We start from the raw sequence: 23,066 nt of genomic DNA on the forward strand, positions 1-23,066 counted from the left end.
ATTACTGCTGGATGAGGCGGGCGATATCATCGGTGCGCGCCTGCATCAATGCGGCGTCACCACGTGCTTCGACGTTCAAGCGCAGCAGCGGCTCGGTGTTGGAGCTGCGCAGGTTGAAGCGCCAGTCGCCGAAGTCGGCGCTGATGCCATCGGTATGGTCCAGCGCGGGCGACTGCGCCGCGAAGTGCTCCATCACGCGCGCGACGGCGGCCTTGGCATCGGCAACCTTGAAGTTGATTTCGCCACTGCACGGGTAGGCCGCCATGCGGTCTTCGACCCAGTCGGCCAGCGAGCGGCCGCTCTCGGAAACCAGCTGGGCGATCAGCAGCCACGGGATCATGCCGGAGTCGGCATAGGCGAATTCGCGGAAGTAGTGATGGGCGCTCATCTCGCCGCCGTACACTGCATCTTCGGCGCGCATCTTTTCCTTGATGAAGGCATGGCCGCTCTTGCACTGCACCGGCACGCCGCCGGCCTGCTCGACCATGTCCACGGTGTTCCAGACCAGGCGCGGGTCATGCACGATCTTGCCACCCGGGTTGCGCGCCAGGATCGCCTTGGCCAGCAGGCCGACCAGGTAATAGCCCTCGATGAAGCGGCCGGTGTGGTCGAAGAAGAAGCAGCGGTCGAAGTCACCGTCCCAGGCAATGCCGAAGTCGGCGCCGTGTTCGCGCACCGCGTCGGCGGTGGCAGCGCGGTTTTCCGGCAGCAGCGGGTTGGGAATGCCGTTGGGGAAGCTGCCGTCCGGTTCGTGGCAGATGCGGATGAACTCGAACGGCAGGTGCGGTGCGAGCAGGTCGACGATGGCGCCGGCGCCGCCGTTGCCGGCGTTGACCACCAGCTTCAGCGGCTTGAGCTTGCCGGCGTCGACATAGCTCAGCAGATGCTGGATGTAGGCGTGCTTGTCATGCTGGGCGGTCTGCCCGGCACGCAGCGGCCGGGCTTCGGACGTATCGGCGGCGACCGCGTCGGAAATCGCGAACAGGCCGGTATCCGAACTGATCGGCCGCGCGTTCTCCTTGACCAGCTTCATACCGTTGTAGTCCATCGGGTTGTGGCTGGCGGTCACCATCACGCCGCCGGCCGCGCCGAGGTGATCGGTCTGGAAGTAGACCTCTTCGGTGCCGCACAGGCCGATGTCGATCACTTCACGGCCGGTCCCACGCAGGCCTGCGGCCAGCGCATCCTGCAGTGCCGGACTGGTCAGGCGCACATCATGGCCGAGGACCACCGGGCCGGGAGCGAGCTGTGCGGCCAAGGCGACGCCGATGCGGCGGGCCAGGTCCTCGTTCAGTTCTTCCGGCACACGGCCGCGGATATCGTAGGCCTTGAAAGCGGGCAGGGGCATCGATCAGATCCTTTGTGAGCTCAGCCCTCAATTGTAGTCCCAGTCCCGTATGGGAATCGTTTCCATCGGGAAACGCCACCTGACTGGGTGTTCCGGTCAGTGCTGCGGCGGCCGTCGGCCCGGCCTGCGGGTGCGTCTGGCCGGCAGGCCCGGCAGTGGCGCCAGCAGTGCCTGCACGTCTTCTTCGCTGAAGCGCGGCCCGGCGCTGCCACCGCCTTCGAGAATCGATTCGGCCAGCAGGGCCTTGCGTTCCTGCAGCTCGGCAATCCGCTCTTCGATGCTGCCTGCGGCGATCAACCGGTAGACGAACACCGGCTGCTGCTGGCCGATCCGGTGAGCGCGGTCACTGGCCTGGTTCTCGGCGGCGGGATTCCACCAGGGATCGAAATGGATGACGGTGTCGGCCGCGGTCAGGTTCAACCCCACGCCACCTGCCTTGAGGCTGATCAGGAACACCGGGACTTCACCCTGCATGAAACGCTGCACCGGCGTGGCCCGGTCCTGGGTATCACCGGTCAGGGTCACATAGGCCAGTCCCAGATCGTCCAGCGCCTGCGCGATCAGCGCCAGCATGCCAGTGAACTGCGAGAACAACAGGATGCGACGACCTTCCTCGATCATCGGCGGCAGCATCTCGCGCAACAGCTCCAGTTTGGCCGAGCCTGCAGCCCGTGCCGGTGTGTTGCCCGGCAGCAGGCGCGGATCGCAGCAGACCTGGCGCAGTTTCAGCAATGCATCCAGCACCACGATATGGCTGCGCGCCAGCCCGCTGCCGCTGATGGCCTCACGCACCTGCTTTTCCATCGCTGCACGCACGGTTTCATAGAGATCACGCTGGCCGCCCTCCATTTCGACCGAACGGGTAATGAGGGTCTTGGGCGGAAGCTCCGACGCGACCTGGTCCTTGCGTCGGCGCAGGATGAACGGGCGCAGCCGCTGCGCCAGCAACTGGGCACGGCGATGGTCGCTGCCGCGTTCGATGGGGTGGCGCCAATGCTGGTTGAACTGCTTCTCGGTGCCGAGCAGGCCGGGCAGCAGGAAATCGAACTGCGTCCACAGTTCGCCCAGGTGGTTTTCCAGCGGCGTACCGGTCAAACACAGGCGATGGTGGGCCTGCAACGTGCGCAGGGTGACGGCAGCGCGTGATTTCGGATTCTTCACCTGCTGGGCTTCATCCAGAATCAGCAGATGGTAGGCATGTGCCTGCAGCGCCTGCTCGTCGCGCCACAGCAGGGGGTACGTGGTCAGTACGAGATCATGCGCGGGAATCGCGTCGAACAGCGTCTCGCGCGTCGATCCGTGCAGGGTCAGCACGCGCAGGTCCGGGGTGAAGCGTGCCGCTTCGCTTTGCCAGTTGTGCAGCAGTGAGGTCGGCACCACCAGCAGTGCCGGCCGGTCCAGGCGGCCGCTTTCCTTTTCGACCAGCAGATGGGCCAGGGTCTGCAGGGTCTTGCCCAGCCCCATGTCATCGGCCAGTACGCCGCCCAGGCGCTGCTGCCGCAGGTACTGCAGCCACGAGAGGCCATCGCGCTGATAGCCACGCAGCGTCGCCTGCAATCCGGCAGGCGTTGCCACGTCTTCCGGGGCAGGCGCCTGCAGCAGGCGCTGCACGAGTGCCTGGGTGTCCCCGTGGCCCCGCAGCTGCAGGTGTGCGTCGTCCTTCAGGGCTTGCAGCCGACCGCGATCGTGCATCGACAGCCGCAACGGCACATCGCGCGGGGTGAACAGGTCGGCCAGCAGGGCAATGACCGGTTTCAATCGCGACGCCCGAAGCGCCAGGCGCGTATTGCCACCGGCAGTCAGCAGGATGTTCTCGTCATCGCCAATGGCGTCCAGCTGGCCGCGCGACCAGCGAGGATCGGCATTCAGTACCTGCTGCAGCAGCGGAACCATGGACACGTTGTGGCCGTCCACCTGGATCTCCAGGCCCAGATTGAACCAGCCCGCATCCTGCGGGTCCGCCTGGATGTCCAGATCGATTTCATCCACCCGGGTGATGCGATGGCGGAAATCGTCGTCTGCCTCCACTTTCCAGCCCAGGGCCTCCAGCCGCGGCACGTCATCCAGCAGGAAGCGGGTCCAGTCGAAACTGCGCAGTTCGAACAATGGTCCGCCGCCGTCCAGGACGATGCGTGGCTGCCGCTCACGGTGCAGATGCACGCTGCGCAGTTCATCTTCGCGCCGTGCCTCCTCGTGGAGGTCACGCGGCAGCAGGTAGAGCTGGCCCTGCGGGCCATGCACGAACGGCGACGGGTCGTCGAGAAAGCGTACGTGCTCGTCGTACTCGAACGCGAGGGTGGCAACGTCCAGCCACTGCGAAGGATCGCGCTCGGTGAGCCAGTCGGGTCGGTACTCCAGGCTGTGCAGATGGAGGATCGGTGTCATCGCCTGGATCGGCAGGGTTGGCAGCGTCGGATGCGCAGCGGGACGTAGCGGGCCCGTGTCGCCCTCCAGTGACGTGCCCAGTGCCGCCAACAGGACCGAAGCGACATGCTCGCAGGAGCCTCCCGCCGGGCAGGTGCAGCGACTCTGCAGAGGGCTGCGCGGAGCACGGGCGCTGGCGTCCAGATCGATGGTCACCTGCCAGGTCTCCACCTGCGCGGTCAGCAGCGGCGCCCTGTAGTGCAGCGCGTGCACGGCACCTGCGCGTTGCCTGCCTCTTTCCAGTGTCCCGGCATCCAGCCAGCGGGACAGTTCCCCTCCGGTGAATACTACGGCCATGCGTCGTCCTGTCCTCTCCATCTGCGGCGCGCGTTGCCAAGGGCACCGCAAGCGGGGAAGGGGACATTCTACGGAAAGGCGGCCGGGCATACCGGTTCATGCTGCGGCGCACCCCAGCCGGTAACGGGTGTACCGCTAGAATGGCAACATTCTCACCGGGTAGGGCAGTAGAGATGCAGCAATCGACTTCCACCGGCAAGCGCAGCAAGCGCTTCGCCCGTGCGGCGGAGGCCCTGCAAGGGGTGGTCGCCGATGGCCAGACGCTGGCCGTTGGCGGCTTCGGCCTGTGTGGCATCCCCGAGGCCCTGATCGCCGCGCTGCGCGACAGTGGCGCCAAGGGCCTGACCGTGATCTCCAACAATGCCGGGGTCGATGGCTTCGGTCTGGGCCAGCTGCTGGAAACCCGGCAGATCAAGAAGATGATTTCGTCCTACGTGGGCGAGAACAAGGAGTTCGAGCGCCAGTTCCTGGCCGGCGAGCTCGAGCTGGAATTCAACCCGCAGGGCACCCTGGCCGAACGCCTGCGTGCCGGCGGTGCAGGCATTCCGGCGTTCTTCACCGCCACCGGCTATGGCACGGTGGTGGCCGAAGGCAAGGAAACCCGCGAGTTCGACGGCAAGCACTACGTGATGGAAACCGCGCTGCGCGCCGATGTGGCACTGGTCAAGGCGTGGAAGGCCGACGAGGCCGGCAACCTGGTGTTCCGCAAGACCGCGCGCAACTTCAACCCCGCCTGTGCGATGGCCGGCAAGATCTGCATCGTGGAAGTGGAAGAGGTGGTGCCGGTCGGTGCCATCGACCCGGACCAGGTGCACCTGCCGGGCATCTACGTGCACCGCATCGTGCACAACCCGCATCCTGAGAAGCGTATCGAACAGCGCACCATCCGCGCGGAGGGCAACTGACATGGCGTGGACCCGCGATGAGATGGCGGCGCGTGCCGCCCGCGAGCTGACCGATGGCGCCTACGTGAACCTGGGCATCGGCCTGCCGACCCTGGTCGCCAACCACATCCCTGAAGGCGTGGACGTGTGGCTGCAGTCGGAGAACGGCCTGCTTGGCATCGGCCCGTTCCCGACCGACGCCGAAGTGGACGCCGACCTGATCAATGCCGGCAAGCAGACCGTCACCGCGCGTGCCGGTGCCAGCTATTTCGGCAGCCATGACAGCTTCGCGATGATCCGCGGTGGCCACGTCAACCTGGCCATCCTCGGCGCCATGCAGGTCACCGACAAGGGTGACCTGGCCAACTGGATGGTGCCCGGCAAGATGGTCAAGGGCATGGGCGGTGCGATGGATCTGGTGGCCGGCGTGCAGCGCGTGGTGGTGTTGATGGAGCACACCGCCAAGAACGGCGAGCACAAGATCCTGGCCGAATGCACGCTGCCGCTGACCGGCGTGGGCGTGGTCGACCGCATCATCACCGACCTGGCCGTGTTCGACGTGACTGACAAGGGCCTGCTGCTGGTGGAAGCAGCGCCGGATGTCAGCGACGACGAACTGAAAGAAAAAACGGGCGTGGCGTTCGCCCGCGCCTGACGCCGGAGGTTCAGCTCCCGCGGGCGTATGGATAGCCCGCGGATGCTGGTGGTGGGGCGGCGGCGCCCTGCACCTGGGAAGTGTCACCCACCGAGAAGCCGGCGCACGTGACCACGGCGCCGGTCGCGCGCTCGATGGCATGGGCCAGCGTGCCATCGATCTGGCCGGCTTCGACATCGAACATGCTGGGCAGCAGATGCCCATCCAGCAGCGGGCGGAGTGCCTGCAGGCGCACCCAGAACATGCTGCCGGACGCGAACTGCCCGTCGCCGGGCGCGCCGTCCAGACCCAGCTGTGCCCACAGCCGCTCCATGCGCTGTGCATTGCCACCCATATAGTCGGCCACATCCAGCAGATGCCCGGCAGGCGCCATGAGCCCCAGGTGGGGATCGGCCTGGAGATGGGCCAGGTTGGCGGCAGCCCGTGCCGGGCCCAGCAGGGCATCGACCATCTCTCTTCGCCACTGGTCGCCGTTGTCGCGATGGGTGGAGCGCTTGGTATGCAGCTTGAGCACCAGCGACTCGTTCTGCTGCAGCAGGCGATCGGCCGCGTGCAGGAACGGCAGGATGTCGCGACCGTGGTTGTCGAAGGCCCAGATCTCGGCAGGCATGTCCTGCGCATCGGCGATCGACTGCACCTGAGCCTGGCGGTCCGCGCTGGTGGTGATGACCAGACGCGCCTGCAGCCCGCTGTCCTTCACCGCCTGCAGCAGCTCCGGCAGCGCATCCAGGTACCAGGCATGGATGACGATGCACGGCCGCGATGGCGCGGATGGTGACGGTGCCAGCGCGCGTCGGGTGGCCTGCAGCCAGGCATGGCCGAGGCGGGCATCGGGCTCGAGCACGGCACTTTCCGCCCATTCGTTCCAGGCGTTGATGAACACCATGCGCCGGGACGGTGCTACATCGCGCAGTCGTTCGTGCACCGTGTCGTGCAGCCAGTCGCCGTAACCCCGCGGCGAGGCGTGCAGCAGGACACGGCCGCGCCCGGGGCGTCGAGCCTCGTTGTCCCAGCCCGGATTGACGCCCGGATACAGCGGATAGTCCGGTAACGGCGCTTTGCGCATCTGCGAGGCAAGTTCGCGCCAATCGCGCACGTCGCCTTCGTAGTCGGGGTTGAGCAGGAACTGGGAGGTGTTCAACTGACGTGGCGCGGCGATGTTCGGTGGGAACTCCACGGCGGCATCGAAGCCGATATCGCGTGGGTCCGGGCGCTCGAAGCTCTGGACATAGGCCAGATGGATCTCGCCGATGCCATTGTCACGGCACCACCCGCGCCAGCGTGCAGCTGTGGCCTTGGGATCGGGCAGCAACTGCGGGCGATACAGCAGCAGCACAGGACGTCCATCGACCTTCAAGGCGCGGCGGTCGCGCAGGTAGTCGGCGACGTGTGCGATGAAGGCGAGATCATCCTGCTCGCTATGCTGCTGGCCGATCAGCACGTCCTGGTTGCGGCCGTCCCAGCGCCGGGTCCAGTTTTCGTTGGCCCAGCACAGGCAGAACGGCAGGTCGATCGTGCTGTCGGCCAACCACTGCCGCAGCGGCCGCTCCATCAGCGTATGGCCGCTGAACCAGTAGAAGTAGAAGCAGAAAGCGCCGATGCCATGGTCTGCAGCGAGTTTGGCCTGCGCCCGCAGCGTCTCGCCAACACGCAGGTCATAGAAGCCCAGGTCGCCGGGCAGGCGTGGCTGTACATGGCCCTCGAACTGGGGCAGGGCGCGGCTGACATTTCGCCATTCAGTGAAGCCCTTGCCCCACCAGGCATCGTTCTCTTCGAACGGATGGAACTGCGGCAGATAGAAGGCCACCAACGTGGCTGGCAGCGTGGCCGGCAATGGCGCGTCTTCTGCGGCGGCGTAGCCGATCGCCCGTTCATCGGCGCGCAGCAGCGCACGTGCGCCATCGGCCGCTGCACCCACACGGCCGCGGGGCGGTGGCGGGCTCCAGCTGCCGATACGGTCCAGTCCCCGGTTGCGCAGACGATCACGTAGTGACGCAGGCATCGGCAGGGCACGGAACAGCGCGCGCAGGACCGAGAAGGTGAGCTGGCGGATGCCGGGCGCCGCGTGGCTCATGGATGGAACCTGGGAAACGGGGGGCGGCGCATGATTCGGGACCAACGGCGGGACTGCAGCCATTTTCCGGCAATCGCCGCTGCAACGGCAAATCCGCCAGGTGTTACTGTGCGGCCATGCTGTTTCCCCATGAGCTCCCCGATGCCGATGTCCAGCACCTGCCGGGCTGGTTGGCCGCCGCCGATGCCGACGGGCTCATGTCCGCGCTGCAGGCCGACGTGGCCTGGGAGATCCATCGCATCCGCATGTTCGGCAGCTGGGTGGATTCGCCGCGGTTGAGCTGCTGGATCGGTGACCCGCAGGCGCGCTACCGCTATTCCGGGGCTGAATTCGTTCCGCACCCGTGGCCACCCGCGTTACAGGCCATGCGCGAGCGCCTGCAGGCGGAAGGCTTCGGCCGCTTCAACAGCGTACTGCTGAACCGCTATCGCGGTGGTGGCGATTACATGGGCTGGCACAGTGACGACGAACCCGAACTGGGCCCGATGCCGGTGATTGCTTCACTGAGCCTGGGCGCGGCACGGCGCTTCCTGCTGCGCCGGCGCGACGACCCGGCGCGGAAGGCCGAGTATCTGCTCGGCCATGGCGATCTGCTGGTGATGGCAGGGCAGACGCAGAGGTTCTACCAGCACGCGTTGCCGAAGATGGCGCGGGTGCAGGGTGAACGGATCAACCTGACGTTGCGCTGGATTACGCCGCGCTGATCGATCAGCGCGTGACAGTCGGCTGGTCGGCCTGCCCGCTCTGCAGCGTCCAGCCCACCATGTCCTGTGCCAGCTGCTGCAGGCCACGCTCGAAGGCGGCGGTCACCGCCGGTACGTCGGTACTGCCGACCGGCTGCGCCTGGCGGAAGGTACGGTCGGCGACCACGCGCTGGTCGGCCACGTGGATCAGCTTGGCGTTGACCTCGATCACCACGGTCGGCGTCGCCTGACCCTGGTAATCGGATTCGAAGCGGCGCACGTCGGTGGACAGCTTGTAGTCGGCGCGGATGCCGGCAGTGCTGCGGGCCACGCCGCGGATGCGGCCGGAGTCCTCGAAGCCGCGCAGCAGGGTGTCCTCGATCATGTCGGTGGCCGGCTGTGCCCAGCTGGCCCCCTTGTAGATCTCCATCTGCGACGGTGTCGGCCGCACGTTGATGCGCGGGCTGTCGACCATGCGCGCGGCGCTGGGCTTGGCCAGCACCAGCTGCCAGCTGGCCTGCGGCCACGCCGGGTCGGCCTTGACCTGCACGGCCGGCGAGTACAGCGTCACCGCGGTTTTCTCGCTGCTGCCAAGGATGGAGCAGCCGCCCAGCAGGGTGACCATCGAAGCGGCCAGCAGCCGGCGCGGAAGGGTGGTCGGGCTCATTTGGGTTCGAACTCCTTCGGTGCGTCGCGGCCCAGCAGGTAGCGCGCGGGGTTGTTCTCGAGGCGGTCGCTGACCCGGCGCAGATCGCGGATCAGGCCACGCAGTTCGGTCAGCGTCGGGCCCAGCTGGCCGAGGCCATCATTTGCGAAGCTGTTGATCGCGGCGCGATTCTCGCCAAGGATCGAATCGGCGTTGCCGGCGGCCGAATCGAGCTTGGCCAGGGTGCCGTCGAGCTTGTCGATGATGCCCGGCAGCTGCTGCACCAGATTCCTGTCCAGGCGCTCGATGGTGCCGTTGGTGGTCTTCAGCGTGGTGTCCAGGCTGCGGGCGGCATCGCGCGCGCTGAGCAGCAGCGCCTGCGTGCCCTGATCACGGTCGGCCAAGCCGCCGCTGATCGTTTCCAGGTTGGCCAGTGTGGCGTTGATCGAGGCCACGTTGCGGTCGCTGAGGATCTGGTCCATGCGCTCGACAATGCGGTTGGCGACGTCGGTGATGTTCTGCAGGGCCGACGGCGTGGTCGGAATGATCGGCGCCGGATCCTTGTTGACCGTGGTCAGTGCCGGCGACTGCGGCGTGCCGCCGCTGAGCTGGATGATCGACGGGCCGGTCAGGCTGGTGATCGCCAGCTTGGCGCGGGTATCGGTCTTGACCGGCGTGTTGGAGTTCAGGCGGATGCGCGCGACGACCTGGCGCGGGTCGTCGGGCACCAGGTTCAACTCGGTGATCGAGCCCACCGCGATGCCGTTGTACTGCACCGGGCTGCCCACCGACAGGCCGGTCACGGCTTCGCGGAACACCACGCGGTACTCCTGCCAGGTGCGGTCGGAGGAGTACTTGGCGGCCCACAGGCCGAAGGCCAGCAGGGCCAGGCCGGTGATCAGGGTGAACGCGCCGATCAGCACGTAGTTGGCTTTGGTTTCCATGGCTCAGGCACTCTCGATCTGTTCGCCACGCGCGGCACGCGCGCGCGGTCCGTGGAAGTATTCCTGGATCCACGGATGATCCAGTTTCTCGATGTCCGGCAAGGGGGCGTTGGCCACCACCTTGCGGTCGGCGATCACCGCCACCCGGTCGCAGATGGCATACAGCGTGTCCAGGTCGTGGGTGATCAGGAACACGGTCAGGCCCAGCGCTTCCTGCAGGGTCTTGATCAGGCGGTCGAACGCCGCCGCACCGATCGGGTCGAGACCGGCGGTCGGTTCGTCCAGGAACAGCAGCGGCGGATCCAGTGCCAGCGCCCGGGCCAGGCCGGCGCGCTTGCGCATGCCACCGGACAGCTGCGAGGGCAGCTTGTTGATCGCATCGGCGGGCAGGCCGGCCAGCTTCACCTTCAACAGCGCCAGCTCGTAATGCCAGCGCTCGGGCAGTTCGCGGTGGTGTTCCTTGAGCGGTACCTGCACGTTCTCGCCCACGGTCAGCGACGAAAACAGCGCGCCGTCCTGGAACAGCACGCCGGTATTGCGTTCGATGTGCAGGCGGCTCTCGGTATCATCGGCACGCGCGTCGCGGCCGAGCACTTCGATCTGCCCGGCATCGGGCACGCGCAGGCCCAGGATCGAGCGCATCAGCACCGACTTGCCGGTACCCGAACCACCCACCACGCCCAGAATCTCGCCGCGGCGCACGTCCAGGTCCAGGTCTTCGTGCACGGTCTGGCTGCCGAAGCGGTTGACCAGCCCGCGCACGCGGATGGCCAGGTCGTGGCCGTCGTCGTCCTGCATGGGAATTTCTTCGGGTGTCGGATGCGTGCTCATGTCACCAGTCCATGTGCATGAACCACAACGCCGCGAAGGCGTCGATGATGATCACCAGCGAGATCGTCTGCACTACGCTGGAGGTGGTGCGTTCGCCCACCGACTGCGCCGTGCCTTCCACCTTCAGGCCTTCCAGGCAGCCGATCAGGCCGATCACCAGCGCGAACACCGGCGCCTTCGACAGGCCGACCAGCATGTGCCGCACTTCCATCGTCTCGTGCATGCGCGCGATGTACATCTGCGGCGGGATGTCGAGGTCGAACGCACCGACGGTGATGCCGCCGGCCAGGCCGGCGACCATTGCAATGAAGGTCAGCAGCGGCAGGGTGACCAGCAACGCCAGCAGCCGTGGCAGCACCAGCAGGTCGATCGGATCCAGGCCCAGGGTGCGCATCGCATCGATTTCCTCGCGCGCCTTCATCGCACCGATCTGCGCGGTGAAGGCGCTGGCGGTGCGGCCGGCCAGCACGATGGCGGTCAGCAGCACGGCAAACTCGCGCAGGAAGGCGATGTTGACCAGTTCGACCACATAGATCTCGGCACCGAAGTCACGCAGGATGGTGGAGCCGAGGAAGGCGATCACCGCGCCGACCAGGTACGACAGCAGCGCTACCAGTGGCACCGCATCCAGGCCCACCTGTTCCATCTGGTGCACGGTGGCGGTGAGCCGGAACCGGCGCGGTTCCTTCACCAGGCGTGCGGCCTTGACCAGGTTCTCGCCGAGGAAACTGCACAGCGCCTTGATGTTGTGACCGGTGGCATGGACGCTGACACCCAGCCGTTCCAGCGCCGCCAGCACGCCGAAGTCGCGCTTGGGCTTGGGCCGGTCGTCGGCGACTTCCTCGATGGTGCACACCAGCGCCTGGTGATCCGGGCGGAACTTCAGAGCGTCCTCGCCGAGGTCGGCGCGATGGGCTACGCGCAGCACCTGCAGCACGCCGGCCGAATCCATCTTTTCGATGGCGGTGGCATCGATGCCGGTCAGCGTATCGGGAACGCCGCGCAGGACTTCGGCCGCGGCCAGCGCGGTCTTCAAGGTCCAGGTGCCGGACAGGTGGATCACGCCCGGGTCATGGGCATCCTGTTCGAGCTGGGGGGCGTGGTTCGGGGTCACTTGGGCCATTCGGGTCGCAGCATAACCGTTCTGTATTGGGCATCGCGTCGAACTCGGATGAATTTCTCCGGTAAGGCCCAGCCTAGGTAATACTACGGCGCATGTCCGCAGACGCTCACACGATCCCCACGCCCCAGGCCACCTACGCGCAGCGCGTGGCCTTCGTTTCCGAGATCGCCGGACGCCTGCACAGCTATGGCACAACGGCTCAGCGCCTGGAAACGGCGGTAGTGGCACTTGCCCGCCAGCTCGATCTGGATTGTGAACCGTGGTCGAATCCCACCGGTATCATCCTCAGCTTCAGCGACCCGGCGCAGGCGATCGGCTCCAGTGACATCACCCGCGTGATCCGGCTGGCGCCCGGTGAAAACGATCTGCACAAGCTCAGCGTCGCCGACCATATCGCCGAGGAAGTGGCCAACGGGCGGATGAGCATCGCCCAGGGCCACACCGCGCTGCGCCAGCTGGACAAGGACCCGGGACGCCGCGGCAAGCTGCGCACCATCCTCTCGTTCACCCTCGGCGCGGCCGGCGTGGCCGGCATGTGGAAGCTGCCCTGGCTGGACATCGCCACCGCCGGTGTCATCGGCCTGATGATCGGCCTGCTCGGCATGGTCACCGACCGTCGCCCGGCGACCCGCGAAGCCGCCGAGGCACTGGCCGCGCTGCTGGCTGGCCTGGTCGCCACCCTGGTCGCGTCCTTTGTTGGTGCACTCAACCTCAATACGGTGATCATCGCCTCGCTGGTGGTGCTGCTGCCGGGCATGTCGTTGACCAATGCGGTCAACGAGCTGGCCAGCCAGCACTGGGTGTCGGGGACCGCGCGCTTCGCCGGTGCGCTGACCACCATCATGAAACTCAGTGTCGGCGCGATGATCGCGGTGACCCTGGCCGACGTGCTCGGGCTGGATCCGGTGATCCGCGCTACGCGGCCGCAGGGGCCCTGGGTGGAGTGGGGTTCGCTGCTGACCGCGGCATTCGCCTTCGCGATGCTGTTCAAGGCCAACCGCCGTGATTACCCGTGGGTGATCGCCGCCTCGGTGGCCGGTTATGCGATCTCCAAGTTCGGTGGCCACGCCTGGGGCGCGCCCGCCGGTATCTTCCTGTCGGCGATGCTGCTGACCGCCGGTGGCAATCTGTTCGGCCGCCTCGTTGGCCGACCGGGTGCGATCATCCGCCTGCCAGGCATCATCATGATGGTGCCCGGCAGCACCAGCCTGCGCGGCGTGCTGACCCTGGTCCAGCAGCAGGACGTGGGCGCCGGCCAGAGCGTGTTCCTCACCGTGCTCAACGTGGTGATGGCGCTGGTGGCGGGCCTGCTGTTCGGCAACCTGCTGATGCCGGCTCGCAAAACCCTGTAATGATGTCGGTGGGTGTGGACCGTTGGTCCACACACCGGGAGGGCTGCTTGCTGTGGGTGTGGACCTCGGTCCACACACCGAAGAATGAAAAACGCCGGCTTTCGCCGGCGTTTTTCATTGCATCCCGATCTGGCCTCAGGCCTTCTTGATCAGGAAATCTTCCGGCTTCTTGTTGCCCTTGGCGGTCAGCTCGGCCATCCAGCGCGGCTGCTTGCCACGGCCGGTCCAGGTTTCCTTCGGGTTGGCCGGGTTGCGGTACTTCGGGGCAACCTTGCCCAGCTTGCGGCCAGCGGTCTTCGACGGTGCCTTGGCGACCTTGGCTACCTTGCGGGCGCGCGGGGCCGGGGCGTCGCCGAACAGTTCCTCGATGGTGTAACCCTCGGTCTTGGCCAGCTTGGTCAGCTGGGCGCGAACCTTGGTGATCGGCCGGCGCTTGGCGACGATGGTCTGCTGTTTCTTGGCGGTGCGGATCAGGGCGCCCAGCTCGCGTGCCGACAGGCCGGTCAGGTCAATGCTCATTTACGGTTACTCCGGAAACTAATGTGTGGACGGGACGAGCCAGTCCATGGCGTCGGCGGACAGAATAAAGATGAATTAATCAGAGTACAAATGCAGGCAGGACAAGGCTTGGCGACATGCCGGCCGCATTGCTTCGATTTTGACCGGATTATGTCTGCTGCAATATTGCTCAAGGGGGCGTCAGGTAAAAAAAGACCGGGGCATGCCCCGGTCTTTTACTGATCAACCCTGCAGGCGCTGCAGCAGGGTGGCCTTGTCCAGGCTTTCCGCTTCGCTGGCGCGGCGCGAGCGGTACTCGTAGGTACCGGCGGCCAGGCCGCGTTCGCTGACCACCACGCGGTGCGGGATGCCGATCAGTTCCATGTCGGCGAACATCGCGCCCGGGCGCAGGCCTCGGTCGTCCAGCGCCGCGTCCAGGCCTGCATCGCGCAGCTCCTGCAGCAGGTTGGCGGCTGCATCGGCCACGGCGGCGTCACCCTTCGGGTTGATCACGCACACCACCACCTGCCACGGCGCCATCGCGTCCGGCCAGATGATGCCGGCATCGTCATGGTTCTGTTCGATCGCGGCAGCCACCACGCGCGAGATGCCGATGCCATAGCAGCCCATCGCCATCACCGCCGCCTTGCCGTTCTCGTCCAGCACGGTGGCATCCAGCGCTTCGGCGTACTTGCGACCCAGCTGGAACACATGGCCGACTTCGATGCCACGGGCGATCTTCAGTTCGCCACCGTCCAGCGCGCGGTCACCGGCACGCACGTTGCGGATGTCGGCCACTTCCGGTTCCGGCAGGTCACGGCCCCAGTTGACGCCGGCCAGGTGGAAACCGGCTTCGTTGGCGCCGACGACGAAGTCGGACATCGCCGCCACTTCGCGATCAGCCACCACGCGGATGGCCTTGGCCGGGGCGACCGGGCCGAGGAAGCCCGGCACGCTGCCCAGGTACTCGGCGATTTCCGCCTCGCTGGCAAAGCGCTGTTCTTCCAGGCCGGCCACCTTGGCCAGCTTGATCTCGTTGACCTCATGGTCGCCGCGCACCAGCACCAGCACGAACTGCTGTGCCTTGCCTTCGCCGGCGATCAGTGCCACCGACTTCACCGTGCGCTGCAGGTCGATGCCGAGCAGCGCCGCGACATCCTCGCAGGTCTTCTGGGTAGGGGTGTCGACCTTGCGCATGGCCTCGCTGGCGGCCGCACGCGGTGCCGGATCGGCGGCGATTGCCGCTTCCATGTTGGCCGCGTAGTCCGAACCGGTGGAGAACACCAGCGCGTCTTCGCCGGAATCGGCGATCACGTGGAATTCCTGCGAGGCATCACCGCCGATCGCACCGGAGTCCGCCTGCACCATGCGGAAATCCAGGCCGAGGCGGGTGAAGATGCGGCTGTAGGCCGCCTTCATGTTCTCGTACTCGCGCACCAGGCATTCATCGTGCAGGTGGAACGAATAAGCGTCCTTCATCAGGAACTCGCGCGAGCGCATCACGCCGAAGCGCGGGCGGATCTCGTCGCGGAACTTGGTCTGCACCTGGTAGAAGTTCACCGGCAGCTGCTTGTAGCTGGACAGCTCGCTGCGCGCGAAGTCGCAGGCGGCTTCCTCGGCGGTCGGGCTGTAGCAGAACACCTGGTCCTTGCGGTCCTTGATCTTCAGCAGCTGCGGGCCGAATTTCTGCCAGCGGCCGGTCTGCTCCCACAGTTCCTTCGGCTGGATGGTCGGGATCTGGAATTCCACGGCACCGGCGCGGTCCATTTCCTCGCGCACGATGCGTTCGACCTTGCGCAGCACGCGCAGGCCCAGCGGCGACCAGGTGTACAGGCCCGATGCCAGCTTGCGGATCATGCCCGCGCGCAGCATCAGCCGGTGGCTGGTCAGCTCGGCGTCGCTGGGGGTTTCCTTGGTGGTGTGCAGGTGGAACTGGGAGAGGCGCATCGTCGGCTTCGGATAACGGCAGAGACCTCTATTCTGCCAGCCCCGCCGGGGGGAGGGGTATCGGCAGGGCTGCGCCCTGCACCCGCCTCAAGCAACGTCAACAGCAACAGCAGCAGCGGGTTTCCCGTGGTAGGGCGGGGTGGGTCCGGTTGCGGGGGACGCCGTGAACCCGTCCTTGGGGGCTTGGCAGCCGCATCCATGCGGCTGACACCCCCGCAACCGGACCCACCCCGCCTTCGACAGATTCCCGCAATCTGTTGGACAGGCCGATGGGGTCAGATCCGCTTTCCGCAGGAAAACGGATCTGACCTCGGATTCAATTCGAGATCTGACAGATTCCATCCACGCATGGGGTGGATCTACCGGCCACCGGCCAACTGTCGAAGGCAGGGCACTGTGGGTTTGCGGGGTGTGAGCCGCATGGATGCGGCGACCAAGCCCCCATGGATGGGTTCACGGCGGCCCCGCAAACCCACAGTGCCCTGCCATCCCTCAGGAAGCCGCTTTGGCATTTGACGTTGCCGTTGCTTCGGCAGGTGCAGGGCTGCAAGCCCTGCCGATACCCTCACTCCGCCGGGCAGTACGCCTTGATGGCCGCTTCAGCCAATCCCTTCTGCGCGCTGCGCTGCTCCGGGTTCAACGGGCTGTCGGGCTTGCCGTCGCCATTGGTGTCCTGCATCACCTGGCCGGCGCCTTCCAGCAGGGCCAGGTTGGCACGGGCGGTGCTGCACTGCTCCGGCACGGGTGTGGCCGGGGTTTCGGCGCTGGCCGCGGCCTGCGGGGTGCGGGCCTGCTCGCGGGTCTCGAATTTCCTGCCCGCCGGCGGGGTCTCCGAATACTGGGTCACGCCATGGGCGTCCTTCCATTTATAGACCGGGCCAGCCACGGCGTTGGCACTGGCCAACAGCAGCAGGCATCCAAGGCAGGACAGGGCACGCATGGCAAACTCCACGGAATGGGCGTAGAACGCCGATTGCAGCATTGGCGCCGAGCACTGGCAAGTCGATTAAACTGGATTCCATGGACCCGATCACACCGCCGCCGCGTTCGCGCACGATTTACCTGCTGCCCAACCTGTTCACCACCGCGGGCCTGTTCGCCGGTTTCTACGCGATCATCGCCGCGGCCAACGGGGATTTCGTCAACGCCAGCATCGCCGTGTTCGTGGCGGCGGTGATGGATGGCCTGGACGGGCGCGTTGCGCGCCTGACCGGTACCAGCAGCGAATTCGGCGTGCAGTACGACTCGTTGGCCGACCTGGTCAGTTTCGGCATGGCCCCGGCGCTGGTGATGTACCACTGGTCGCTGTCGTGGCTGAAGTTCGATGACCCGCTGCTCGGCCGTGTCGGCTGGGCCGTCGCTTTCCTGTATGCCGCATGTGCCGCGCTGCGCCTGGCCCGCTTCAACACCCAGGTGGCGGTGGTCGACAAGCGCTGGTTTGTCGGCCTGGCCAGCCCGGCTGCGGCTGGCTTGATGATGTCCTTCGTCTGGGCCTTTGCCGATGGCAACCTGGGCTGGGACGGCAACCAGCTGCGCTACGTGGCGCTGGCGGTGACGATCATCGCTGCGCTGCTGATGGTCAGCCGCATCCGCTTCTGGAGCTTCAAGGGCGGTGCCGCCAAGGGCACCCGTTCCGACCGCGTGCCGTTCCTGGTGCTGGCACTGGTGCCGGTGGCGATCGCCATCGCGGTCATCGATCTGCCGCGTGTGCTGTTCGCAGTCGGCATCCTGTACGCCTTGTCCGGCCCGGTGATGTGGGCCGTGCAGCGCCTGCGCAAGAAGCCCGAGGCCGCGTGAGCCAGGACCTGCCCGTGCTGTGGTCACCGGCCCAGCAGGCCTGGCTGCAGGCCATGGGCTACACCGTCTACCACGACGGCCAGTTGGCCGCGGAACTGGATGCCGCGCTGCAGCTGAGTGTGGCTGAAGCCGAGACGGCTGCCGCGCCAGCGGCGGAGCAGGCGCGGGCACCTACCGCACCCGCGCGCGCGCCCCGGGCTGAAGCCACACCGGTTTCCCGACAGGAACGCCCGGCGCCGCCGCGTCGCGAGACTCCGGTCAGCGCACCGGATTCCGCGCCGGCTCCTAGTCGTCCACTGCCGGGCGGCAATGCGCGGCAGCCGGTGGTGCGCCTGCCGGATCGCCTGCAGATTGCCCTGCTGCGTGCGTCCGGCTGCAACCCCAACGATCCGGCCACGCAGGCGCTGATGGACAGCTGGCCGCTGGACCAGCTGCGTCAGGACCCGGCCGCCAAGCGTGCGCTGTGGCCGCAGCTGCGTGCCCTGCGCAAGCGGGGCACGCCATGAGTGCGGTCAGCCTGCCCGGTCCGGTCAGCCTGCGCGCGCTGCGCGAAAGCGATCTCAACGCGGTGATGGCGATCGAAGTACGTGGCTATCCGTTCCCGTGGACCCGCGGCATCTTCGTCGACTGCCTGCGTGCGGGCTACCCGGGTCTGGCCATGGAGCGCGATGGCCAGTTGATCGGCTATGGCGTACTCAGCATCGCGGCCGACGAGGCCCATGTGCTGAACATCTGCATCGACCCGCTGACCCAGTCGCGTGGACTCGGACGCCAGCTGCTGCGCGCGCTGGTGCAGCTGGCCGGTGACCGCGGCGCGCAGCGTGTGTTCCTGGAGGTGCGTCCGTCCAACACGCCGGCGCTGGCGCTGTACCACAGCGAAGGCTTCAACGAGATCGGCCGCCGCCCGCGTTACTATCCGGCCGCACAGGGCCGCGAAGATGCGGTGGTGATGGCGATCGAACTGATCGACGGCGACCTGCAGACGATGCCGCCGTTGTAAAGGAGCAGGGTTGCCGGCCAGCGGCCGGCATTACCGCTACGCCAGCCGCAATGCCAGCATGCCACCGACGATGAGCGCCGCTGCCAGCCAGCGCGCGTGCGGAATCCGTTCGCGCAGCAGGAACACCGAGATCAGCAACGCGAACAGGATCGACGATTCGCGCAGCGCCGCGACCATCGCCACCGGTGCCTGGGTCATCGCCCACAACGCCATCGCGTAGGACGCCGTGGTGCCGACGCCACCGGCCAGGCCCAGTGGCCAATGCTGGCGTGCATAGACCAGCACCGCGCCACCGCGGGTGTACAGCGCCCACAGTGGCAGCGGAACGCCCGATAGCAGGAACAGCCACAGCGTGTAACTGAGTGCGCTGCCGGACTGGCGCGCGCCCTGCGCATCGACCAGGGTGTAGGTGGCGATCATCGCCGCGGTCAGCAGCGGCAGCCGCAGTTGGCCGCCGCGCGCACCCACTGCCATGCACAGGATGCCGGTGCTGACCAGCGCCACGCCCAGCCACGCCGCCAGTGGCAGCTTCTCGCCCAGCAGGGTGCCCGCCAGCGCGACCAGGATCGGCGCGCTGCCACGCATCAGCGGGTAGGCCAGGCTCATGTCGACCTGCTGGTAGCAGCGGGCGACCAGGCCGTAGTACGTCACCTGCAGCAGCACTGAAGCGGCCAGCCACGGCCAGCTGTGCGGGGCGGGGAATGGCAGGAAGGGCAGGGCGGCTGCGGACAGCAGCGCGGCGCTGCCGGTGACCAGCACAGTGCCGAGGAATTTGTCCGGCCCGCGCTTGACGATCGCATTCCAGCTGGCATGCAGGGCCGCGGCCGCGAGGACCAGCAGGAAAATGGAAAGAGGCATCCAGCGATGATGCCATGCGCGGAAATGAAAACGCCGGGCATCGCCCGGCGTTTCCGATTCCGCTTCGGTAGGTGCCAACCTCTCCCGCAGTGGTAGGTGCCAACCTTGGTTGGCACGCACCAGAGTGCGGCGCTTACAGCTTCGCGCGCTGCTCGCGCAGGCCGGCCAGCTGAGTATTCCAGTCGGCCAGTCGCACGCGTTCCTGCTCGACCACGGCCGGCGGCACCTTGTCGGTGAACTTGGCCAGCTTGGTCTCGCTCTTTTCCTTTTCGGCTTCGACGCGGGCGATTTCCTTGTCCAGGCGCACGCGCTCGGCATCGAGATCGACCAGGCCTTCCAGCGGCACCAGCAGCTTCAGCTCGCCCACGATCGCGGCGGCAGCCGGCGGTGCGCTTTCGCCTTCGGCCAGCCACTGGATGCTGTCCAGCTTCAGCAGGAACGACAGCGAGGCGCTGAAGCGTTCGATGCGCGCGCGGTCCTGCTCCAGGCCGGCCTGCAGGCGCAGCGGCACCTGCTTGGACGGCGCGACGTTCAGTTCGCTGCGCACGCGACGCACCGCACTGATCACCGCCTTCAGCCATTCCACGTCGGCCTCGGCCTGGGCGAAATCGCCTTCGAACTCGGCGGCGGTCGGGTACGGGCGCAGCGACAGCGTGGTTTCGGCCAGGCCCAGGCGCGGGGCCAGCTGCTGCCACAGCTGTTCGGTGATGAACGGCGTGAGCGGGTGCAGCAGGCGCAGCAGCGCTTCCAACACGTACAACAGCGTGTGACGGGTGCTCTCGGCATCCGCTGCGTCGGCACCATTCAGGGCCGGCTTGCTCAGTTCCAGGAACCAGTCGCAGAACGCGTTCCATGCGAACTCGTACAGGCACTGCGCCAGCAGGTCGAAGCGGTAGGCGGCGAAATGGCCCTGCGCTTCGGCGGTGGTGGCGGCCAGGCGCGAGAGAATCCAGCGCTCGGCATCCGTACGCGGCTTGGGAACGCCGGTGAACGCCGCGCCTTCAGTGTTCATCAGCGCGAAGCGGCTGGCGTTCCACAGCTTGTTGCAGAAGTTCTTGTAGCCCTCGGCGCGGTTCATGTCGAACTTGATGTCGCGGCCGTGGGTGGCCAGCGCCGCGATGGTGAAGCGCAGCGCATCGGCACCGTGGGCAGCAATGCCGTCCGGGAATTCCTTGCGGGTGGCCTTCTCGATCTTTTCGACCATCTTCGGCTGCATCAGGCCGCCAGTGCGCTTGGCAACCAGGTCGTCGATGGTGATGCCATCGATGATGTCCAGCGGGTCGAGCACGTTGCCCTTGCTCTTGGACATCTTCTGGCCCTGGCCGTCGCGGATCAGGCCGGTGAAGTAGACGTCCTTGAACGGGATCTTCCCGACCAGGTTGTCGGTGGCCATGATCATGCGCGCCACCCAGAAGAAGATGATGTCGAAGCCGGTGATCAGTACCGACGACGGCAGGTAGCGATCGAAGCCGCGCTCGGTCATGGCCTGCTCGTTCGGCCAGCCCAGGGTGGAGAAAGGCCACAGCTGCGAGGAGAACCAGGTCTCCAGCACGTCGCTTTCCTGGTTCAGCACCACGTCGCTGCCCAGGTTGTGCTTTGCCCGCACTTCCTCTTCGCTGCGACCGACGTAGCAGCTGCCGGTGGCTTCGTCGAACCACGCCGGGATGCGGTGGCCCCACCACAGCTGGCGGCTGATGCACCAGTCCTGGATGTTGTTCATCCAGTGGCGGTAGGTGTTGATCCAGTTCGGCGGCACGAAGGAAATGCTTCCGTCCTCGACCAGTTCCAGGCCACGCTTGGCCAGGTCGTCCATCTTCACGAACCACTGGTCGGTCAGGTACGGCTCGATCACCTGGCCGGTACGGTCACCGCGCGGCACCTGCAGCTTGTGCGCCTTGGTCTCGACCAGAATGCCCAGGTCTTCCAGCTCGGCCAGCACGGCCTTGCGTGCTTCGTAGCGGTCCAGACCCTGGAAACGCTCCGGTGCATTTTCATTCAGCGCTGCCACCGGGGTGAACAGGTTGATCATCGGCAGGCTGTGGCGCACGCCCACTTCGTAGTCGTTGAAATCATGCGCCGGGGTGACCTTGACCACGCCGGTGCCGAACGCGCGGTCCACGTAGTCGTCGGCGATCACCGGCACGCGACGGCCGGTCAGCGGCAGCACCACGCTCTTGCCGATCAGGTGCGCGTAGCGCTCGTCTTCCGGGTGCACCATCACCGCGGTATCGCCCAGCAGGGTTTCCGGGCGGGTAGTGGCGACGACCAGGTAGTCGCGGGTTTCGCGCAGGGTTTCCACGCCGTCGGCGTCGCGCTCGATGTGCTCGTAGCTCAGGCCCTCATCCAGCGTGTAGGCGATCGACCACAGGAAACCGTCTTCCTCGGCGCTCTCCACTTCCAGGTCGGAAATGGCGGTCTTCAGCACCGGGTCCCAGTTGACCAGGCGCTGGCCGCGGTAGATCAGGCCCTGTTCGTACCAGCGCACGAAGGCTTCGTTGACCGCGGCCGACGGCTGCGGGTCCATGGTGAAGGTGCTGCGCGACCAGTCGGCCGACGTGCCAAGGCGGCGCATCTGGCGCTCGATGGTGTCGCCGGACTGCTGCTTCCACTCCCACACCTTGCCGATGAAGCCTTCGCGACCCAGCGAATCGCGGGTCTCGCCCTTGCCTTCCAGTGCCAGGTTGCGGCTGACCACCATTTCGGTGGCGATGCCGGCATGATCGGTACCGACCTGCCACAGCGTGTCGTAGCCGCGCATGCGGTGGTAGCGCACCAGCGCATCCATCAGCGTCTGCTGGAAGGCGTGGCCCATGTGCAGCGTGCCGGTCACGTTCGGCGGCGGCAGCAGGATGGTGTACGGCTCGCCCGTGCCGGACGGCTTGAAGTGGCCGGCCTTCTCCCAGGCCTCGTAGAGGTCGGTCTCGAAGGACTTCGGGTCGTAGCTGGAGGCGAGTTGGGTCATGCAGGGGAACCGGTAATCAAGGCGGAAGGGAGATCAGCGCGACCCGAGGGCGCGCCGGATCTTCTGGTCGGTGTGGTACTGGCTGACCGCGTAGGCGGCCCAGATGGCGGCGGGCAGCCAGCCGATCAGGGTGATCTGCAGGATCAGGCAGACGATGCCGGCCAGCGGTCGGCCGATGGTGAAAAAGGACAGCCAGGGAAGAATCAGGGCGATCAACAGGCGCATCAAGGGGGCCTCGCTGGGCTTACATGTCGTGCTTGTTCAGGTCGTAACCGGCGGTCTTGTACTGGCGCCAGCGTTCGCGCAGCGGTTCGCGCGCTTCCGGGTCGGCCGGCACCACTTCCAGCACACGTTCGCACTGGCCGAGCCAGGGTTCGTCGCGCAGGTTGATCACCAGCGGTCGTACGGGCGCGTCACCGCCTGGCGGGGCGATCAGCACCAGCGCTTCTTCCTCGTCGACATCCTCACCCACGATCTGGTGCGGAATGTAGGCATCGTTGTCGAACGCCCACAGCAGCTCGTCCAGTTCCTCGGCCTGGGCCTGGTCACGGGCCAGTACCAGGGTGAACAGCCCGGCGTCGTTGGCCTTGCGCGCCAGCTCGCAGACCAGGCGCAGCGGCTCGGTCAGGAAACGGGGCTTGGCGATCAGGTAGAAATCGGCGCGGGGCATGGCAGGGTCCGGGTCAGGCAGGGTTCCGGCGGTGCCGGGCGAGGCCCCGGCCGGCGTTTGCCGGCCAGGGTCG

General features: G+C 66.7%; 21 protein-coding genes. 7 read left to right on the top strand and 14 right to left on the bottom strand.

What is annotated here, in order from left to right; all coding sequences use genetic code 11:
• Position 1: 1 nt before the first annotated feature.
• Positions 2-1,348 carry a phosphohexomutase domain-containing protein gene (locus tag HLA98_RS09495; protein ID WP_057500374.1) on the bottom strand — a complete coding sequence of 449 codons (1,347 nt, stop codon included), beginning with the start codon at positions 1,346-1,348 and terminating at the stop codon, positions 2-4.
• Between the two features lie 96 nt (positions 1,349-1,444).
• Complete coding sequence (locus HLA98_RS09500) at positions 1,445-4,069, bottom strand: DEAD/DEAH box helicase (protein WP_057500373.1); 2,625 nt, start codon at positions 4,067-4,069, stop codon at positions 1,445-1,447.
• A 173-nt stretch (positions 4,070-4,242) separates the two neighbouring features.
• Here HLA98_RS09500 and HLA98_RS09505 point away from each other — a divergent pair, with 173 nt between their 5' ends.
• Together HLA98_RS09505 and HLA98_RS09510 are read left to right on the top strand one after the other, a co-directional pair.
• Positions 4,243-4,974, top strand: coding sequence for a CoA transferase subunit A (locus HLA98_RS09505; RefSeq protein ID WP_057500372.1), 732 nt, complete (start codon positions 4,243-4,245; stop codon positions 4,972-4,974).
• A 1-nt stretch (position 4,975) separates the two neighbouring features.
• The gene (locus HLA98_RS09510; protein ID WP_057500371.1) at positions 4,976-5,608 is read left to right on the top strand and encodes a CoA transferase subunit B; all 633 of its coding nucleotides are present in this window, start codon (positions 4,976-4,978) and stop codon (positions 5,606-5,608) included.
• Positions 5,609-5,618: 10 nt separating this feature from the next.
• Here HLA98_RS09510 and HLA98_RS09515 read toward each other — a convergent pair whose 3' ends face one another.
• The gene (locus tag HLA98_RS09515; protein WP_057500370.1) at positions 5,619-7,682 is read right to left on the bottom strand and encodes a glycoside hydrolase family 99-like domain-containing protein; all 2,064 of its coding nucleotides are present in this window, start codon (positions 7,680-7,682) and stop codon (positions 5,619-5,621) included.
• Positions 7,683-7,798: 116 nt separating this feature from the next.
• Between HLA98_RS09515 and HLA98_RS09520 the strand changes: the two genes are divergently transcribed.
• Positions 7,799-8,386, top strand: a complete 588-nt coding sequence (locus HLA98_RS09520; protein WP_057500369.1) for an alpha-ketoglutarate-dependent dioxygenase AlkB family protein — start codon at positions 7,799-7,801, stop codon at positions 8,384-8,386.
• 4 nt (positions 8,387-8,390) lie between these two features.
• Here the strand turns inward: HLA98_RS09520 and HLA98_RS09525 are convergent, their stop codons facing one another.
• The 4 genes from HLA98_RS09525 to HLA98_RS09540 are packed head-to-tail and all read right to left on the bottom strand — an operon-like array spanning position 8,391 to position 11,909.
• Positions 8,391-9,032: an ABC-type transport auxiliary lipoprotein family protein gene (locus HLA98_RS09525; RefSeq protein WP_057500368.1), complete on the bottom strand. Its 642-nt coding sequence runs from the start codon at positions 9,030-9,032 to the stop codon at positions 8,391-8,393.
• Positions 9,029-9,955: an MlaD family protein gene (locus HLA98_RS09530; protein WP_057500367.1), complete on the bottom strand. Its 927-nt coding sequence runs from the start codon at positions 9,953-9,955 to the stop codon at positions 9,029-9,031. The genes HLA98_RS09525 and HLA98_RS09530 overlap by 4 nt, the downstream gene beginning before the upstream one ends.
• A gap of 3 nt (positions 9,956-9,958) precedes the next feature.
• Positions 9,959-10,786: an ABC transporter ATP-binding protein gene (locus tag HLA98_RS09535; RefSeq protein ID WP_057500366.1), complete on the bottom strand. Its 828-nt coding sequence runs from the start codon at positions 10,784-10,786 to the stop codon at positions 9,959-9,961.
• 1 nt (position 10,787) lies between these two features.
• Positions 10,788-11,909: an ABC transporter permease gene (locus tag HLA98_RS09540; protein WP_057500365.1), complete on the bottom strand. Its 1,122-nt coding sequence runs from the start codon at positions 11,907-11,909 to the stop codon at positions 10,788-10,790.
• Between the two features lie 92 nt (positions 11,910-12,001).
• Between HLA98_RS09540 and HLA98_RS09545 the strand changes: the two genes are divergently transcribed.
• A complete protein-coding gene (locus HLA98_RS09545; protein WP_004142069.1) occupies positions 12,002-13,261 on the top strand; it encodes a threonine/serine exporter family protein in 1,260 nt (419 codons plus the stop codon).
• A 135-nt stretch (positions 13,262-13,396) separates the two neighbouring features.
• Here the strand turns inward: HLA98_RS09545 and HLA98_RS09550 are convergent, their stop codons facing one another.
• The 3 genes from HLA98_RS09550 to HLA98_RS09560 form a co-directional block, all read right to left on the bottom strand.
• Complete coding sequence (locus HLA98_RS09550) at positions 13,397-13,780, bottom strand: H-NS histone family protein (protein WP_005415203.1); 384 nt, start codon at positions 13,778-13,780, stop codon at positions 13,397-13,399.
• A 222-nt stretch (positions 13,781-14,002) separates the two neighbouring features.
• Complete coding sequence (locus tag HLA98_RS09555) at positions 14,003-15,706, bottom strand: proline--tRNA ligase (RefSeq protein WP_057500364.1); 1,704 nt, start codon at positions 15,704-15,706, stop codon at positions 14,003-14,005.
• 565 nt (positions 15,707-16,271) lie between these two features.
• Complete coding sequence (locus HLA98_RS09560; RefSeq protein ID WP_057499811.1) at positions 16,272-16,646, bottom strand: DUF4124 domain-containing protein; 375 nt, start codon at positions 16,644-16,646, stop codon at positions 16,272-16,274.
• Positions 16,647-16,726: 80 nt separating this feature from the next.
• Between HLA98_RS09560 and pssA the strand changes: the two genes are divergently transcribed.
• From pssA to rimI, 3 genes are read left to right on the top strand one after another with little or no spacing between them, the layout of a single operon-like run.
• Positions 16,727-17,503: a CDP-diacylglycerol--serine O-phosphatidyltransferase gene (pssA, locus tag HLA98_RS09565; RefSeq protein ID WP_005415206.1), complete on the top strand. Its 777-nt coding sequence runs from the start codon at positions 16,727-16,729 to the stop codon at positions 17,501-17,503.
• Between the two features lie 53 nt (positions 17,504-17,556).
• A complete protein-coding gene (locus HLA98_RS09570) occupies positions 17,557-18,009 on the top strand; it encodes a hypothetical protein (RefSeq protein ID WP_057499810.1) in 453 nt (150 codons plus the stop codon).
• Positions 18,006-18,503 (top strand): ribosomal protein S18-alanine N-acetyltransferase, encoded by a 498-nt coding sequence (gene rimI, locus HLA98_RS09575; protein WP_057499809.1) that lies wholly within the window; start codon positions 18,006-18,008, stop codon positions 18,501-18,503. Before HLA98_RS09570 ends, rimI begins: the two co-directional genes overlap by 4 nt.
• 36 nt (positions 18,504-18,539) lie before the next feature.
• Here the strand turns inward: rimI and HLA98_RS09580 are convergent, their stop codons facing one another.
• The 4 genes from HLA98_RS09580 to HLA98_RS09595 form a co-directional block, all read right to left on the bottom strand.
• Positions 18,540-19,361: an EamA family transporter gene (locus HLA98_RS09580; protein WP_057499808.1), complete on the bottom strand. Its 822-nt coding sequence runs from the start codon at positions 19,359-19,361 to the stop codon at positions 18,540-18,542.
• 133 nt (positions 19,362-19,494) lie between these two features.
• On the bottom strand, positions 19,495-22,323 hold the full coding sequence (locus HLA98_RS09585) for a valine--tRNA ligase (RefSeq protein WP_057499807.1): 2,829 nt from the start codon (positions 22,321-22,323) through the stop codon (positions 19,495-19,497).
• Positions 22,324-22,356: 33 nt separating this feature from the next.
• Positions 22,357-22,548 carry a YqaE/Pmp3 family membrane protein gene (locus HLA98_RS09590; protein ID WP_014035920.1) on the bottom strand — a complete coding sequence of 64 codons (192 nt, stop codon included), beginning with the start codon at positions 22,546-22,548 and terminating at the stop codon, positions 22,357-22,359.
• Between the two features lie 19 nt (positions 22,549-22,567).
• Positions 22,568-22,993, bottom strand: a complete 426-nt coding sequence (locus HLA98_RS09595) for a DNA polymerase III subunit chi (protein WP_049447578.1) — start codon at positions 22,991-22,993, stop codon at positions 22,568-22,570.
• Positions 22,994-23,066 lie beyond the last annotated feature (73 nt).

The sequence above is a fragment of the Stenotrophomonas africana genome, from assembly GCF_013004645.1.
Lineage (GTDB): Bacteria > Pseudomonadota > Gammaproteobacteria > Xanthomonadales > Xanthomonadaceae > Stenotrophomonas > Stenotrophomonas africana.

What these genes read in the sequence shown, in the direction of transcription:
- HLA98_RS09500 (WP_057500373.1), bottom strand. Translation starts at nt 4,069, where the DNA reads ATGGCCGTAGTATTCACCGGAGGGGAACTGTCCCGCTGGCTGGATGCC.
- HLA98_RS09545 (WP_004142069.1), top strand. Translation starts at nt 12,002, where the DNA reads ATGTCCGCAGACGCTCACACGATCCCCACGCCCCAGGCCACCTACGCG.
- HLA98_RS09515 (WP_057500370.1), bottom strand. Translation starts at nt 7,682, where the DNA reads ATGAGCCACGCGGCGCCCGGCATCCGCCAGCTCACCTTCTCGGTCCTG.
- HLA98_RS09530 (WP_057500367.1), bottom strand. Translation starts at nt 9,955, where the DNA reads ATGGAAACCAAAGCCAACTACGTGCTGATCGGCGCGTTCACCCTGATC.
- pssA (WP_005415206.1), top strand. Translation starts at nt 16,727, where the DNA reads ATGGACCCGATCACACCGCCGCCGCGTTCGCGCACGATTTACCTGCTG.
- HLA98_RS09585 (WP_057499807.1), bottom strand. Translation starts at nt 22,323, where the DNA reads ATGACCCAACTCGCCTCCAGCTACGACCCGAAGTCCTTCGAGACCGAC.
- HLA98_RS09495 (WP_057500374.1), bottom strand. Translation starts at nt 1,348, where the DNA reads ATGCCCCTGCCCGCTTTCAAGGCCTACGATATCCGCGGCCGTGTGCCG.
- HLA98_RS09510 (WP_057500371.1), top strand. Translation starts at nt 4,976, where the DNA reads ATGGCGTGGACCCGCGATGAGATGGCGGCGCGTGCCGCCCGCGAGCTG.
- HLA98_RS09550 (WP_005415203.1), bottom strand. Translation starts at nt 13,780, where the DNA reads ATGAGCATTGACCTGACCGGCCTGTCGGCACGCGAGCTGGGCGCCCTG.
- HLA98_RS09595 (WP_049447578.1), bottom strand. Translation starts at nt 22,993, where the DNA reads ATGCCCCGCGCCGATTTCTACCTGATCGCCAAGCCCCGTTTCCTGACC.
- HLA98_RS09570 (WP_057499810.1), top strand. Translation starts at nt 17,557, where the DNA reads ATGGGCTACACCGTCTACCACGACGGCCAGTTGGCCGCGGAACTGGAT.
- HLA98_RS09505 (WP_057500372.1), top strand. Translation starts at nt 4,243, where the DNA reads ATGCAGCAATCGACTTCCACCGGCAAGCGCAGCAAGCGCTTCGCCCGT.
- HLA98_RS09525 (WP_057500368.1), bottom strand. Translation starts at nt 9,032, where the DNA reads ATGAGCCCGACCACCCTTCCGCGCCGGCTGCTGGCCGCTTCGATGGTC.
- HLA98_RS09580 (WP_057499808.1), bottom strand. Translation starts at nt 19,361, where the DNA reads ATGCCTCTTTCCATTTTCCTGCTGGTCCTCGCGGCCGCGGCCCTGCAT.
- HLA98_RS09535 (WP_057500366.1), bottom strand. Translation starts at nt 10,786, where the DNA reads ATGAGCACGCATCCGACACCCGAAGAAATTCCCATGCAGGACGACGAC.
- HLA98_RS09560 (WP_057499811.1), bottom strand. Translation starts at nt 16,646, where the DNA reads ATGCGTGCCCTGTCCTGCCTTGGATGCCTGCTGCTGTTGGCCAGTGCC.
- HLA98_RS09540 (WP_057500365.1), bottom strand. Translation starts at nt 11,909, where the DNA reads ATGGCCCAAGTGACCCCGAACCACGCCCCCCAGCTCGAACAGGATGCC.
- HLA98_RS09590 (WP_014035920.1), bottom strand. Translation starts at nt 22,548, where the DNA reads ATGCGCCTGTTGATCGCCCTGATTCTTCCCTGGCTGTCCTTTTTCACC.
- HLA98_RS09555 (WP_057500364.1), bottom strand. Translation starts at nt 15,706, where the DNA reads ATGCGCCTCTCCCAGTTCCACCTGCACACCACCAAGGAAACCCCCAGC.
- rimI (WP_057499809.1), top strand. Translation starts at nt 18,006, where the DNA reads ATGAGTGCGGTCAGCCTGCCCGGTCCGGTCAGCCTGCGCGCGCTGCGC.
- HLA98_RS09520 (WP_057500369.1), top strand. Translation starts at nt 7,799, where the DNA reads ATGCTGTTTCCCCATGAGCTCCCCGATGCCGATGTCCAGCACCTGCCG.